Consider the following 12,865-nt stretch of genomic DNA (forward strand, 5'->3'; position numbering starts at 1 on the left):
CCGGGGCCCCTGCGGGGGCCTCGGAGGGCATCAGCCGGTATCGGTTGGCGCGCGTTGGTGTCAGCTGGTACGCGATTGGTCCTGCTTTACGACGAAACCGCAGGTCACAGGGGTGTATCCAACCGGAAGGCGTCCCCATGGGCGACTACGCGGCCGGCGGTGGGCGGTGCGAAGTGGGTGCCGAGGAGGAGGGTGTCCGTGCCGACGAGGGAGCCGAGCAGCTTGCGGCGGGTGGCCTCGGATTGCCGCGGGTCGATGTCGACGCAGGCGCCGATGGAGGGGTGGGCGAGCTGGACGGGGTGGTGGACGCAGTCGCCGGAGATCAGCGCCGTTTCCCCCCGGTCGGTCAATTCCACCGCGACGTGGCCGGGGGTGTGACCGGGTGTCGGGATCAAGCGCAGGCCGGGGGCGATCTCGGCTCCCTCGTGCGGGACGTCGACCGTGCTCAGCAGACCCGCCTGTTCGACCGGGATCACGGAGTCGCGGAACATCTGTTCGCGTGCCTCCTCCATGTCGTATGTGGCCCAGAACTCCTGCTCGGTGCGGGAGGTGAGGTAGCGGGCGCCGGGGAAGGTGGGGACCCATTCACCGTTCACCTGCCGTGTGTTCCAGCCGACGTGATCGGCGTGCAGGTGCGTGAGGATCACCAGGTCGACGGAGTCCGGGGGGAAACCGGCGGCGGTGAGACGCTCCAGGAAGTCGGTCCGCAGGTTGTGCCAGGCCGGGTTGGCCCGTTCCTTGCCGTTGCCGATGCCGGTGTCGACCAGAACGCGAAGCCCGTTCACGACGAACGCGAAGCTGTGGCTGTCGATATGCAGGATCCCGTCCCGGCCGGCGAAGTGGGGGTGCAGCCAGTTCTGGGCGGTCACCACCTCAGGGGTGGCGTCGGGCAGCAGCCAGGGCCCGGTCGCGGGCGGCAGGGCGACCTCGTCGACGCGGTGGACGGTGACGCCGCCCACGGTCCAGGAGGGAACGAGGGTGGCGGCGGGGGAGGTGTGCATCGTGTCGGTTCCTTCGTTCTCTTCAGTGGGAGCGGTCGGCTTCGGGGCGGGCCGCCCCGCGTCGTGACGCGGTGAGCGCCACCAGGGCGAGGAGGGCCGCGGTGATGGCGTAGGCGTGTGAGGTGGCTCCCAGTCCGTAGTGCTGGGCAGCGGCGCCCGCGGCGACGGCGGGCAGGCTCATGGAGAGGTAACTGAGGATGTGGTAGGCGGCCAGTGTCGCGGCGCGGTCCCGCTCGTCGAGCGGGGCGAGGAGCATGCGCAGCACTCCCTGGGAAACGGCGCCGAAAGCGAGGCCGGCCAGTGCCGCGCCGCCGTGGACGGCGGGCAGCCCGGTGCCGTGCAGACCGCTCAGGGTCAGGGCCGCGGCGGGCAGGACGGATATGCAGCCGCCGATCGCCGTGGCGCGGGGCGTCCTTCGCCGCAGCGCCCATACCGTGAGCGCGGCGGTGGCGCTGAGGGTGAAGAAGACCATGCCGCGGGCTGCTTGCGGGGCGTCGGGGGCCACCAGGTGCACGAGTGCCGGGCCGAGGGAGGAGTAGAAGCCGCCCAGCGCCCAGACGGCGCCGACAGCGACACCCGCGGCCAGCAGGGTGCGGCGGGCCGGGGGCGGGATGTCGCCCCGCGGGCGCGGCGACGGCAGCGCTCCCGCGTGGCGGTAGGCCGTCTCCGTGGTGAAGGCGGCCGCGATCGCCTGGGCGAGGAACAACGCCGCCAGCAGTACGTAGACGGTGACCGTGGGGGCGGGGGCGAAACGGACGAGCAGGGTGGAGACGAGCACGCCGGCGGCCATGCCGGCGACCGGGGTGACGCTGTTGGCCAGGGCGGACCGGCCCGGGCGCCGGGGGTTTTCCAGGTCGAGGAGCGCCGCGCCCGCGGCGCTGATGGCCGCGCCCGTGGCCACTCCTTGCAGGACCCGGGCGATGGTCAGGGAGCTCGCGTCGTCCGCTGAGGCCAGAAGGACCATGGAAGCAGCCGCGATGAGCAGGGCGCCTGCCAGGACGGGGCGTCGCCCCAGGCGGTCGGAGAGCGCTCCGGTGGTGAGCAGGGCAAGCAACAGGGCCAGAGCGTACGCGCTGAAGACCACGGTGACGGCGAGCGCGGAGAGGCCCCACTGGTCCTGGTAGAGAGGGTAGAGCGGGGTCGGGGCGCTGGACGCGGCCAGCAGGGCCGCGAGTACCGACACGTTGAGGGCGAAAGAAGCCTTGCGCGTACGCCTTTTCGCACGGGTGCGGGTGCTCTGGTGAGCGACGCGCGCGGGCGCGTCGGACATGACGTCGGGCATGGGACTCCCCGTAAACGCAACGTATTTGCTTTAGTCCGACCATAGACATACCGTCGAACTAAAGCAAACTGTTAGCTTTTAGCGCGGGGGGCTCGTTGCCGTGCCCCCTGACCAGGAGAAACCGCATGCCCTCCGCTGAACTCACACCGCCCGAGGCCGCCCGCTGGGCCGCCCGTGCCGGACTTCCTCTGCCCGATGACCGCCACGCCGCGGTCGCCGCCACCGCCAACCACATCCACTCCGTCGTCGCGGTCCTGCGCGAGCTGGACTGCGGGGACACCCCGCCCGCCGGCGCCTACCGCGCCGGAAAGGAGAAGCACGATGCAGCCGTATGAGCTGACCCTGGCCGACGCCGCGCGGCAGATCCGGGCCCGCAGGCTGTCCCCCGTCGAGCTGGTGGACTCGGTCCTCGACCGCATCGACCAGGTGGACCCGCACGTCGAGGCGTACGTCACGGTCACCGCGGAACAGGCCCGCGGTGCGGCGCGGGAGGCCGAGCGGGAAGCGGCCCGCGGCGTGTTCCGGGGGCTGCTCCACGGCGTCCCGGCCGGACTCAAGGACGTGATCGACGTCGCCGGTTCGGCCACCAGTGCCAGTTCCCGGGTCCGGGCCTGCCACCGCGCCGCCACCGACAGCACGGTCGCCGCCCGGCTGCGGGCCGCAGGCTCCGTCCTGGTCGGCAAGACCCACACCCACGAGTTCGCCTACGGCCTGATCACCCCGCAGACCGGCAACGCCTGGGACCGCGGCCGGGTCGCGGGAGGCTCCAGCGGCGGGTCCGCCGTCGCGGTGGCGGCCGGGGCGGCGACCTTCGCCCTCGGTACCGACACCGGCGGGTCGATCCGGGTTCCCGCCGCGCTGAACGGGGTCGTCGGCCTCAAACCGACCTACGGGCTGGTGCCACGCCACGGCGTCACGCCGCTGTCCTGGTCACTGGACCACGTCGGACCGGTCACCCGCACCGTCGAGGACGCAGCCCTGGTCCTGACCGTCCTCGCCGGGCACGACCCGCGTGACCCCGCCTCGTTGGACACCCCCGCCGTCGACTACCGGCCGGAACGGGAGCCGGACCTGGCGGGAGTGCGCGTCGGGGTGCCGCGCAATTACTACTTCGACCATGTCGACGCGGAGGTGGAGACCACCGTCCGCCGGGGCATCGCGCGGCTGGAGGCGCTCGGCGCCCATCTCGTCGAGACCGACATCCCGATGACCAGGTACGTCCAGGCCACCCAGTGGGGGCTGATGGTGCCGGAGGCCACCGCCTACCACGAGGGCACGCTGCGTACGGTCCCCGAGCTGTACCAGGCGGACGTCCGCATCCTCCTGGAGGCCGGTGGGCTGATGGGCGCGGGCGACTATCTGCGTGCCCAGCGCTCCCGGACGCTCATGCGGGAGGAATGGGCCCGCATTATGGAGAAGGTCGACGTGATCGCCGCCCCGGCGGTCCCGATGGCCGCGGTGAAGGCCGGCCAGGAGAGTGTCAACTGGTCCGACGGCTCGACCGAGGCCGTCTCCGACGCCTACGTGCGTCTGTCCTCCCCGGCCAACATCACCGGAGTACCCGCCCTGTCCGTCCCGGTGGGCCACGACACGGCGGGCATGCCGATCGGCATGCAGCTGCTCGGACGGCCCTTCGGCGAGCGGCATCTGCTGCGGGTGGGCCACGCCTACGAGCGGACGCAGTCCGCCCGACCGCTCGCGCCGACCGCCTGAGAACGGCGTACGGGCCGGGCCGGACAGGAAACGTCCGGCCCGGCCCGTACGCGTTCGGCTCCGGTCGGGATCAGGACCGGATGCCCGCGGCGAGGAGACCGACAAGGGGCCCCGGCGCCGCCGTCGAGCCGGCGCGCTCCTCCTAAACGCAATATCGGTGCTTTAGGGTGGAGTCATGAGTCGCAAGCCGATGGCGCGCCCCGGCGGGCGCAGTGCACGGGTCCAGGCTTCGGTGCACACCGCTGTCCGCGAAATCCTGTCGGAGCAGGGCCGCGACGCGGTGACCGTCCCTCTGGTCGCCCGGCGCGCCGGAGTCACCCCTTCGACGATCTATCGCCGCTGGGGCGACCTTCAGGAGCTGCTGTCGGACGTCGCGGTGGAGCGCCTACGGCCCGACACGGCGCCGGAGAACCACGGCGACCTGCTGTCCGACCTGACGTCCTGGGCCGAACAGTTCCTCGACGAGATGTCGTCCCCCTCCGGCCGCGCCTACATCCGTGACGCTCTGCTCGGCGACCGGGACGGCGGCAACGCCGGCCAGTGCTCGGCCTACGCAGCCGAACAGATCGACGTCATACTCGCCCGCGCGATCGGCCGCGAGGAGAAAACTCCCGATGTCGAGACGGCGATGGACCGCGTGGTCGCCCCCATGATGTACCGCATCCTCTTCCGCCCGGCCGGACTCGATACCGCGTACGCCCGGCGGCTCGTGGCCGAGCTCCTCGACGCCGGCGAAAACACGTCGGGGTGAGCTGCCCCGAGTTCCGTGGAGTCCGCGATCGCGTGATCAAGCGGTCTGCGAGGCTTCGTCCGGTTACGCCCGGTGCGCCTGTTCGTACTCGTCGAACGAACCTCGCGCACCGCGCGCTCACACAGCTCATCAGGATATTTACGGGGTGCCGGCATTGCTCGTGGTTCTCCCCACGCCTGGAAGCGTGACCAGGCTTCAGGGGCTCCACGAAGATCAGTACGGCTCATTCCCTCATTCAGGCCACTGGCCGGATCCGGCCACCGGTTGCCTGTCGCAACGCGGCTTCCAGCCGGTCGCGGGCCTCGGTCTGGACGGCGATCCGTTCGTTGAGGACCGCCAGCCGCTCCAAGGCGACCCGCAGTCCCTTCTCCGAGGGCGGTGCGGCGGCCACATCGCCGTCCAGGCACGGCAGGAACACCCGCACGTCGTCCAGGGTGAGCCCGGCGGCCAGCAGATAGCGGATATTGCGGACCCGCACCACCGCCCGCTCGTCGTAGACGCGGTAGCCGTTGGGGGCCCGCTGCGAGGAGATCAGTCCGGCCTGCTCGTAGTGCCGCAGCGCACGGGCGGTTGTCCCGGTCGCCCCGGCCAGCTCACCGATCCGCACCCGTCCCACCTCCCGGGCCACTCCTATCACGCCACGACCGCTCCGCCGTCGACCGGGAGCACCACTCCGGTGACGAACGACGCGGCCGGCGCGGCAAGCTGGGCGACTGCCCAGGCCACCTCCTCGGCCCGGCCGATCCGGGCCAGTGGGGTGTGCGCCAGCTGCCACTCCCGCACCGCTGCCCTTTGCTCCGGCGTCAGGCCCTGGTGCTCGCCGATGGTGGTGTCGATCGCGCCGGGGGCGACCGCCGCCACCCGGATCCCGCGGGGTGCCAGCTCGACCGCCCAGCTGCGGGTCAGCAGCTCCAGAGCGGTCTTGGTAGCCGCGTAGACCGAGTTGCCGGGCCAGGCCCGCTGCCCCACCGACGTACTGATATTGACGATCACCCCGCCCGACCTCTCCAGGAGTGGCAGCGCGGCCTGGGTCAGCAGGATGGGGGCGACGAGGTTGGTGGCAAGCTGAGCTGTGATCATCTCCGGCGTGAGCGTGCCGAGGGCGCCGCTGCGCACGATGCCCGCGTTGTTGACCAGCACGTCCAGTCGGCCGTGTGTCTCCAGCACGGCCCGGATGATCCGGTCCGGCTCGCCCTCGGCGGTGATGTCGGCGGCCAGCGGCGTGATCCGGTCGTGCCCGGCCGCGGTCTCCCCGAGGGGCTCGGCCCGCCGCCCGACCGCGACCACGTGGGCGCCCTCGGCGGCGAAGGCACGGGCGGTGGCCCGGCCGATCCCGGTGCCGGCTCCGGTGACGGCGACGATCCTGCTGCTCTGCGGTGCGGTGCTGTTCATGCCGGTCATCGTGCAACCCTGCCGCCAGCGGCAAGGTCAAGCAGCGTCTGACGGGCGATGGCCACCGCCGTGGTCGCCAGGGCGTGGCGACGCCGCCTCGTCGCCCCTCTGGCGCGTGCCTCGGTCACATCACAACCCGTCAGCTACTCCGCAGGCGACTGACAACGGCTCCGCGCCCTGCGCCGGACGCCCCCTCGGAAGTGCTGCCGCCTCCGTCAGTCAGGGACGGGGCCCGCGCCGGGAGGCGTCGCCTGCTCCGGTCCGCTGCCGAGCGCGCCCGCCCGGCGGCGCAGGACGACAGCGGCGGCCGCGGTGCTCGCCGCGAAGGCGGCCGCCATCACCCAGGGGCGGTTGAGGCGGTGGCCCAGCACATGGTCCAGGGAGTGGCGCCCGGGGCCGGTGACGCTCAGACAGGTGGCGACGAAGCCCAGGAAGGCCGGGTACTCGTAGCCGCCCTCGGTGACGAAGAAGCCCGACGGGGCGTGGACCGACACCGCCCCCGTCATGGTCCCCGCGACCGCCGCCCCGGCGGCCGGCGTGGCCAGGCCCAGCGCCAGCAGCGCGCCGCCGCCGGCCTCGGCCAGCCCGGCGGCGAGCGCGCTCGTCCTGCCGGGCGTGAACCCCATGTACTCCATCGCCTCCCGGGTGCCCTCCAGACCGTGTCCGCCGAACCAGCCGAAGAGCTTCTGGGCACCGTGCGCGAACAGGACACCGCCCGTGCCCGCCCTGAGGACGAGCAGTCCCAGGTCGCCGCGGTCGATCGGGGGCACGGGCATGAGAATCACCTCTTCGGGGTTCGGTCGCCCTCCCCAGCCTCACCGCTCCCCCGCGCTCCCACCACTTCCCGGGCCCGTTCGGGGCAGCCGCCGCCCGGGTTCAGAGCACCGCGCGCCACAGGGCGACGACGGCGGCAGCCACCGCGGCGACCACCGAGGCGGCCATGACCAGCAGCAGAAGCAGGAACACCCCTGCCAGGACGCCCGCGAGCGCACGGGTGGCACGGCTGCGCTCCGCACGGGCCGAGCGGGTGCGCCCCTCGCGCCGTACGGACCGGTCGTCGGCGCCGCGGTCGGCGCGGTCGCCGCGGCGGGCGTGCTCGTCGCACACGGCGACGGCCAGGGCCGCGAGGTAGCGCAGCCGCTCCGGGGGGAGCGGCTCGACCAGCTCCGGGCCCAGTTGCCGTTCGACGGCCGCCACGCGCGGGTCCCCGTCGTTGATGAGCCCCCGCGCGCGCGTGCTGGTCCGCGCGCCGATCGCGTCGACGGGCCGGTCACCGGACTGATCGCCGCGCTGATCGCCGAAGTGGTGGTCGGACATCGGCAAGCCCCCTCCTCGCACTGATGCTTCGCGCAGGGAGCGTAGTGGGCCGGTGCGGCCGGCGCGTCAGCCGGCGCGTCAGCCGTCCGGTGCGCCGGCCGCCCGTTCGAAGGGACGTTCGCAGCGCCGCCTGGTGTTGTCCAGACGGGCCGTCAGACCGCGTGCGTCCAGGTGCTCCAGCAGGGGGATCACGACGCGGCGCGTGGTGTCCAGGGCGCGGCGCGCCTCGCTGGTGGTGAAGGGCTGCTCCAGCCGGGCCAGCAGTGCGGCGGCCCGGTCGTCGGCACCGGGCAGCAGCACGATCCCGTCGCCGATCCGGAGCAGCTCGCCCGCGGCGGCGGCCGCGGCGATCGCGTTCGGGCCGAGGCCGAGCTCCGCCAGCCGGTGCGCCTCCGGGGCGCGGAAGGGTGCGGCGCGCAGCTCGGTGCGCACGGCGTCCACCGCCCTGCGCACCCGGGGCGGCAGCCGGGGGCACGCGGCGCTGCCGTAGACCCGGCCGTCGCGGTGTTCCAGGGAGGGCCGGGGCTCGGCGTCCACCAGAGCCCGTACGAGGGCGCGTTCGGGCAGGCCGAGGGCGCGGCGGGCGGCCTCGGCGGGCAGCCCCGGGTCCATCGGGTGCCGGGCGGCGTGCTCCTCCACGGCCCGCACCAGCGCGCGCCGCAGCCCTGCCCAGTGGCCGGGGTCGGCGAGCCAGTCCCCGGCGACGGGTTCGCAGGGAGGCCGCACCCCCATCGCCATCAGTTCGGTGCGCCGTACCAGTCCCCGGCGCCGCACCTGGGCCCTGCCGCCCGAGGTGCCGTCGGGGGCGCCGGCCGCCTTCTCCAGCTCACGTGCCCTGGCACGTCCCGCGCCGCGCCGCTCCAGCCGGGGCGGGCGGACGTCGAGCACGGTAATCCCGGCGGGGATCCGGTGCCGCCCGGGGTCCCGCAGCAGCGCCGTGTCGCCCACCCTCAGCGGCAGCGGGCGCTCAAGGGTCAGGCGGGCGGTGTCCTCCCCCAGCGGCCGTACGGTGGCGGGGACGGCGGCGGAGCCGGCGTGCAGCACCAGGTGCCGGGGCAGGTCGGCCGCCGGGTCGCCGTGCAGCCGTACGTCCAGCAGGCCGGTGGTGATCCAGCGGCCGGGGGTGAGCAGGGCGTCGCCGCGCCGCAGCGCGTCGGCTCCCGAGCCGTGCACGTTGACCGCGACGCGGGCGACCGCGCCCACCTCGTCGCGGTCCTCCTTGAGGGACTGCAGCCCGCGCACGCGGACCACCGCCCGATCCCCGGAGGCGAGGGCGAGGCGGTCGCCGGTGCGGATCGTGCCCGCGGCGAGCGTGCCGGTCACCACGGTGCCGCGGCCGCGCACGGTGAAGGAGCGGTCCACCCACAGCCGTACGTCGGCGGCCCGGTCGGGCTCGGGCAGCGCGGCGCTCATCCGGACCAGGGCGGCGCGCAGTTCCTCCAGCCCCGCGCCGGTGACGGCACTGACGGGCACGGCCTCGACCTTCCCCAGCGAGGTCTCGGCGATCCTGGCGAGCGCGTCGTCGCGGACCGGGCCGGGGTCGGCGAGATCGGCGCGGGTGACGGCGAGCACGCCGTGCCTCACCCGCAGCGCGTCCAGGACGGCCAGATGCTCCTCGGACTGCGGCTGCCAGCCCTGGTCGGCGGCGACGGCGATCAGGACGGCCGGTACGGGCCCGATCCCGGCCAGCATGTTGCCGACCAGCCTCTCGTGGCCGGGCACGTCGACGAAGGCGATCCGTCCGGCGCCGGGCAGGGACGTCCACACGAAGCCCAGGTCGAGGGTGAGGCCGCGGCGGCGCTCCTCCTCCCAGCGGTCGGGCTCCATGCCGGTCAGCGCGCGGACGAGGGTGGACTTGCCGTGGTCGACGTGACCGGCGGTGGCGATGACGTGCACGTCCGCGCTCACTCCTCTCCCCGGCCGTTCGCGGCGGCCTTCGCCGCCCGCCGCACCGCCTCCGCCACATCGGCGTCCCGCTCCGGCGGGACGGTGCGCAGGTCGATCAGGCACCGCCCGCCCTCCACCCGTCCCAGGACGGCGGGCCCGCCCGTCCGCAGGGGCCCGGCGTACTCCTCGGGCAGCGACACGGCCGCGCTGGGCAGGGTGACGCCGGGCGCTCCTCCCCCGCCGACGGCGGCCTCGCTGTCCACGGCGCGTGCGTCCACGTCCGTGCCGCGCAGTTCGGCGGCGAGGTGCTCGGCGCGTGCCCGCAGGCCCTCCGCACCGGCGTGGAGCATGGTGTGGACGGGAGTGGCGGGGCCGCGCACCGTGGCCTGAAGTGCCGCCAGCGTCAGCTTGTCCACGCGCAGCGCGCGGGCCAGGGGGTGGCGGGCCAGGCGCCGCACCAGGCCGGCCCGGCCCAGGAGCAGGCCGCACTGCGGTCCGCCGAGCAGCTTGTCGCCGCTGGCGGTGACCAGGGAGGCGCCCGCGCGCAGCCAGCCGGAGGCGTCCGGCTCGTTCGGCAGCACCGGTTCGGGGCGCAGCAGCCCGGAGCCGATGTCGGCGACGACGGGGACGCCGGGGGGGCAGACGCGGGCCAGTTCGGCCACGGAGGCCGAGCGGGTGAAGCCGGTGATGCGGAAGTTGGAGGGGTGGACCTTCAGCACGAAGCCGGTGTCCGGGCCGATGGCCGCCGCGTAGTCCCCGGCCGAGGTGCGGTTGGTGGTGCCGACCTCGCGCAGCCGGGCGCCGGTGGACACCAGCAGGTCGGGCAGGCGGAAGCCGTCGCCGATCTCGACCATCTCGCCCCGGCTGACGACGATCTCCTTCCCCGCCGCGAGCGCGGTCGCGGCCAGGACGAGGGCTGCCGCGCCGTTGCCCACCACGTGTGCGGCCTCGGCGTGCGGCACCGCCTCGCACAGGGCGTCCAGGGCGGAGGCCCCGCGCCGGGAGCGGGCGCCGGTGGCCAGGTCGAGTTCCACGTCGGTGGGGCCGCAGGCGGCGTCCACCGCCTCCCGGGCGGCCCGCGACAGCGGGGCCCGGCCCAGGTTGGTGTGGAGCAGCACGCCGGTGGCGTTGACCACCGGCCGCAGTCCTCCGGCCGTCGGGGGCAGTGCTCCGGCCGCGGTGTCGGCGACGGTCTCCGGGGGGATCTCGCCGGCCCGGGCGCGCTCCAGGGCCCGGACCACCTCGGACTTCACCAGGGCGCGGCCCAGGCGCCGTGCGGCCCCGGCCAGCCGGGGGTCGGCGAGCACCGCGTCCGTACGGGGGAGCCGGCGCCGCACGTCGGCCGGGGGCGTCCTCGCCGCCTGCGCATCCGCCGTCCGTGCGTCCGCCGTCGCGGTGTCGCGGTCCATCCGGTGGCCTCCTGGTGGGACACGGTACGGGTAGGGGCCCGGCCGTCCGCCTCCGGTCCGGTGCCGTCCGCCCGTCCGGCGCGGCCGCTGACGGGCGGGGGCGGCCGCCGGCGTGGCGGGGCGTCGGCCAGGATAGGCGCGCGGCGGCCCGGCACCGTGGTGCCGCACCGCCGTGCGCCGCGTTCTGGCTCGTGCCCGCGCCCGCTCCGGTCAGTCCTCACCGTCCGGGCTCCTTCCGGGCCACCCGACCGCCATTGGCCGTGGCCGGTGCCGCCCGGGCCTTCTAGGCTGCCGATCATGAGGATTCGTATCGTCGACGCCTTCACCGACCGGCCCTTCGCGGGCAACCCGGCCGCCGTCGTGCTCCTGGACTCCGGGCCGTTCCCGGGCGACGACCGGCTCCAGAAACTCGCCGCCGAGGTCAACCTCTCCGAGACCGCCTACGCCCGCCCGCTGCCCGAGAGCTCCGAGGCCGACTGGGCGCTGCGCTGGTTCACCCCGGTCACCGAGGTCAACCTCTGCGGCCACGCCACGCTCGCCACCGCCCACGTGCTGCGCTCCGCCGGCGCGGCCGCCCGCACCATCCGCTTCGCCACCCGCAGCGGCATCCTCACCGCCGAGACGGCCGCCGACGGCTCGATCACCCTGGACTTCCCCACCGCCCCGCTCACCGAGCTCCCCGTGGGCGAGGACGTCCGCGCGGCCCTGGGCGCCGATGTGCTCTCCGCCCACGACACCGGTCCCAACGTCGGCGATCTGCTGGTCGAGCTGGCCGACGAGAAGACCGTCCGCACCCTGACCCCCGACCTCACCGCCGTGGCGCGGCTGGGTCACCGGGGTGTCATCGTCACCGCCCAGGCCTCGGAAGACGGCGGGGGGCGGGGCGCGTACGACTACGTTTCGCGCTTCTTCGGTCCGGCCGTCGGCATCGACGAGGACCCGGTCACCGGCAGCGCCCACACCGCGCTCGCGCCCCTGTGGTCGGGCCGGCTGGGCCGGGAGTCCCTCACCGGACTCCAGGCTTCGGCCCGCACCGGCCTGGTGCGCACCACCGTGCGCGGTGACCGCACCCTGCTGACCGGCGACGCCGTGACCGTCATCGACGGGGAGCTGCTCGCCGGGCCGTGACACGGTGCGCCCGTCTCCGTACCGGCCCGCCTCCGCACCGTCGGTGGGAGGCGGGCCGGGTGGGCCGTCAGCCCGTGGGCAGCCAGCCCACCCGGCCCGCCAGCAGCGCGTATCCGACGAACGCCACGATGTCGATCAGGGCGTGCGCGGCGACCAGCGGCCCGACCCGCCCCCACCGCCGGTACAGCCAGACGAAGATCACGCCCATCACCACGTTGCCGACGAACCCGCCGACCCCCTGGTAGAGGTGGTACGTCCCGCGCAGCAGCGAGCTGGCCGCCAGCGCCGCCACCGGGCTCCAGCCCAGCCGGTCGAGCCTGCGCAGCAGATAGCCGACGACGATGACCTCCTCCACCACGGAGTTCTGGATCGCCGAGGCGATCAGCACCGGGATCTTCCACCACACCTCGGGCAGTGACTCGGGTACCACCGTGAGGTTGAAGCCGCTCGCCCGCGCGCCCAGATAGAGCAGCAGACCGCTGCCCCCGATCCCCGCCGCGACCACCGCGCCCCGGCCCAGGTCGGACCAGGGGCGGTGCGGATCGAAGCCGATTCCGCCCAGCCCCGGCCCGCTTCCGGCGCCGCCGGCGGGTCTGTCCGGTCCCTCGCGCGTCAGGAGGTGGGCGACGAGCAGGACCGGGACCAGGGCGGTGGTGATGCCGAACAACTGCCAGGCCAGGTCCAGCCAGGGCCGGTCGGGGGCGTACGAGCTGTTGAGCCGGGCCGCCTGGTCCTTCAGGCCGCCGGGCCTGGTCAGCGATCCGACGAAGCTGATGAGCGCCGACACGGCGCTCGCGCCCAGCGACAGAGCCAGCACGAGCAGCGTCTCGCGGCCCAGCATCCGCCGCTCGGGCGCACCGCCCCCGCTTCCCGGCTTCAGCTCCCGCCCGCGCCCCGGCCTGTCCTCCTCGTCGCGCACGCCCGCTCGCACTCGCACCTCCTGCTTCGCCGTTCGTCCGTTCCGGACGTGGAACGACACAGCCTG

Annotated in this window: 13 protein-coding genes; 4 read left to right on the top strand and 9 right to left on the bottom strand. The window is 74.5% G+C overall.

Annotated elements, in window-relative coordinates; genetic code table 11:
• Positions 1–104: 104 nt before the first annotated feature.
• Both IQ279_RS26240 and IQ279_RS26245 read right to left on the bottom strand, forming a co-directional pair.
• Positions 105–1,001, bottom strand: a complete 897-nt coding sequence (locus IQ279_RS26240; RefSeq protein ID WP_206351812.1) for an MBL fold metallo-hydrolase — start codon at positions 999–1,001, stop codon at positions 105–107.
• Positions 1,002–1,023: 22 nt separating this feature from the next.
• The gene (locus IQ279_RS26245) at positions 1,024–2,283 is read right to left on the bottom strand and encodes an MFS transporter (protein ID WP_206351813.1); all 1,260 of its coding nucleotides are present in this window, start codon (positions 2,281–2,283) and stop codon (positions 1,024–1,026) included.
• A 125-nt stretch (positions 2,284–2,408) separates the two neighbouring features.
• On the opposite strand from IQ279_RS26245, the gene IQ279_RS26250 reads away from it, so the two are divergent.
• The 3 genes from IQ279_RS26250 (at position 2,409) to IQ279_RS26260 (ending at position 4,747) form a co-directional block, all read left to right on the top strand.
• On the top strand, positions 2,409–2,618 hold the full coding sequence (locus IQ279_RS26250; protein WP_206351814.1) for a hypothetical protein: 210 nt from the start codon (positions 2,409–2,411) through the stop codon (positions 2,616–2,618).
• A complete protein-coding gene (locus tag IQ279_RS26255; protein ID WP_206351815.1) occupies positions 2,605–3,996 on the top strand; it encodes an amidase in 1,392 nt (463 codons plus the stop codon). The genes IQ279_RS26250 and IQ279_RS26255 overlap by 14 nt, the downstream gene beginning before the upstream one ends.
• 175 nt (positions 3,997–4,171) lie before the next feature.
• Positions 4,172–4,747: a TetR/AcrR family transcriptional regulator gene (locus tag IQ279_RS26260; RefSeq protein WP_206351816.1), complete on the top strand. Its 576-nt coding sequence runs from the start codon at positions 4,172–4,174 to the stop codon at positions 4,745–4,747.
• Positions 4,748–4,982: 235 nt separating this feature from the next.
• On the opposite strand, the gene IQ279_RS26265 is transcribed toward IQ279_RS26260, so the two are convergent.
• From IQ279_RS26265 to selA, 6 genes are all read right to left on the bottom strand, one after another.
• On the bottom strand, positions 4,983–5,354 hold the full coding sequence (locus IQ279_RS26265; RefSeq protein WP_206351833.1) for a MerR family transcriptional regulator: 372 nt from the start codon (positions 5,352–5,354) through the stop codon (positions 4,983–4,985).
• A 26-nt stretch (positions 5,355–5,380) separates the two neighbouring features.
• A complete protein-coding gene (locus IQ279_RS26270; RefSeq protein WP_206351817.1) occupies positions 5,381–6,148 on the bottom strand; it encodes an SDR family NAD(P)-dependent oxidoreductase in 768 nt (255 codons plus the stop codon).
• A 206-nt stretch (positions 6,149–6,354) separates the two neighbouring features.
• The gene (locus tag IQ279_RS26275; protein ID WP_241028789.1) at positions 6,355–6,915 is read right to left on the bottom strand and encodes a DoxX family protein; all 561 of its coding nucleotides are present in this window, start codon (positions 6,913–6,915) and stop codon (positions 6,355–6,357) included.
• Between the two features lie 100 nt (positions 6,916–7,015).
• The gene (locus IQ279_RS26280) at positions 7,016–7,456 is read right to left on the bottom strand and encodes a hypothetical protein (protein ID WP_206351818.1); all 441 of its coding nucleotides are present in this window, start codon (positions 7,454–7,456) and stop codon (positions 7,016–7,018) included.
• Positions 7,457–7,534: 78 nt separating this feature from the next.
• Complete coding sequence (gene selB, locus IQ279_RS26285; protein ID WP_206351835.1) at positions 7,535–9,352, bottom strand: selenocysteine-specific translation elongation factor; 1,818 nt, start codon at positions 9,350–9,352, stop codon at positions 7,535–7,537.
• 8 nt (positions 9,353–9,360) lie between these two features.
• On the bottom strand, positions 9,361–10,752 hold the full coding sequence (gene selA, locus IQ279_RS26290; RefSeq protein WP_206351819.1) for an L-seryl-tRNA(Sec) selenium transferase: 1,392 nt from the start codon (positions 10,750–10,752) through the stop codon (positions 9,361–9,363).
• Between the two features lie 297 nt (positions 10,753–11,049).
• Here selA and IQ279_RS26295 point away from each other — a divergent pair, with 297 nt between their 5' ends.
• On the top strand, positions 11,050–11,880 hold the full coding sequence (locus tag IQ279_RS26295) for a PhzF family phenazine biosynthesis protein (RefSeq protein ID WP_206351820.1): 831 nt from the start codon (positions 11,050–11,052) through the stop codon (positions 11,878–11,880).
• Between the two features lie 67 nt (positions 11,881–11,947).
• On the opposite strand, the gene IQ279_RS26300 is transcribed toward IQ279_RS26295, so the two are convergent.
• Positions 11,948–12,721 (bottom strand): CPBP family intramembrane glutamic endopeptidase, encoded by a 774-nt coding sequence (locus IQ279_RS26300; protein WP_206351836.1) that lies wholly within the window; start codon positions 12,719–12,721, stop codon positions 11,948–11,950.
• Between the last annotated feature and the right edge of the window lie 144 nt (positions 12,722–12,865).

It is taken from the genome of Streptomyces verrucosisporus (assembly GCF_017114865.1).
GTDB lineage: Bacteria > Actinomycetota > Actinomycetes > Streptomycetales > Streptomycetaceae > Streptomyces > Streptomyces fenghuangensis.

Bases quoted from the DNA above. Each gene is read 5' to 3' on its own strand.
- IQ279_RS26240 (WP_206351812.1), bottom strand. From the start codon at position 1,001: ATGCACACCTCCCCCGCCGCCACCCTCGTTCCCTCCTGGACCGTGGGC.
- IQ279_RS26245 (WP_206351813.1), bottom strand. From the start codon at position 2,283: ATGCCCGACGTCATGTCCGACGCGCCCGCGCGCGTCGCTCACCAGAGC.
- IQ279_RS26250 (WP_206351814.1), top strand. From the start codon at position 2,409: ATGCCCTCCGCTGAACTCACACCGCCCGAGGCCGCCCGCTGGGCCGCC.
- IQ279_RS26255 (WP_206351815.1), top strand. From the start codon at position 2,605: ATGCAGCCGTATGAGCTGACCCTGGCCGACGCCGCGCGGCAGATCCGG.
- IQ279_RS26260 (WP_206351816.1), top strand. From the start codon at position 4,172: ATGAGTCGCAAGCCGATGGCGCGCCCCGGCGGGCGCAGTGCACGGGTC.
- IQ279_RS26270 (WP_206351817.1), bottom strand. From the start codon at position 6,148: ATGACCGGCATGAACAGCACCGCACCGCAGAGCAGCAGGATCGTCGCC.
- IQ279_RS26275 (WP_241028789.1), bottom strand. From the start codon at position 6,915: ATGCCCGTGCCCCCGATCGACCGCGGCGACCTGGGACTGCTCGTCCTC.
- IQ279_RS26280 (WP_206351818.1), bottom strand. From the start codon at position 7,456: ATGTCCGACCACCACTTCGGCGATCAGCGCGGCGATCAGTCCGGTGAC.
- selA (WP_206351819.1), bottom strand. From the start codon at position 10,752: ATGGACCGCGACACCGCGACGGCGGACGCACGGACGGCGGATGCGCAG.
- IQ279_RS26295 (WP_206351820.1), top strand. From the start codon at position 11,050: ATGAGGATTCGTATCGTCGACGCCTTCACCGACCGGCCCTTCGCGGGC.
- IQ279_RS26300 (WP_206351836.1), bottom strand. From the start codon at position 12,721: ATGCTGGGCCGCGAGACGCTGCTCGTGCTGGCTCTGTCGCTGGGCGCG.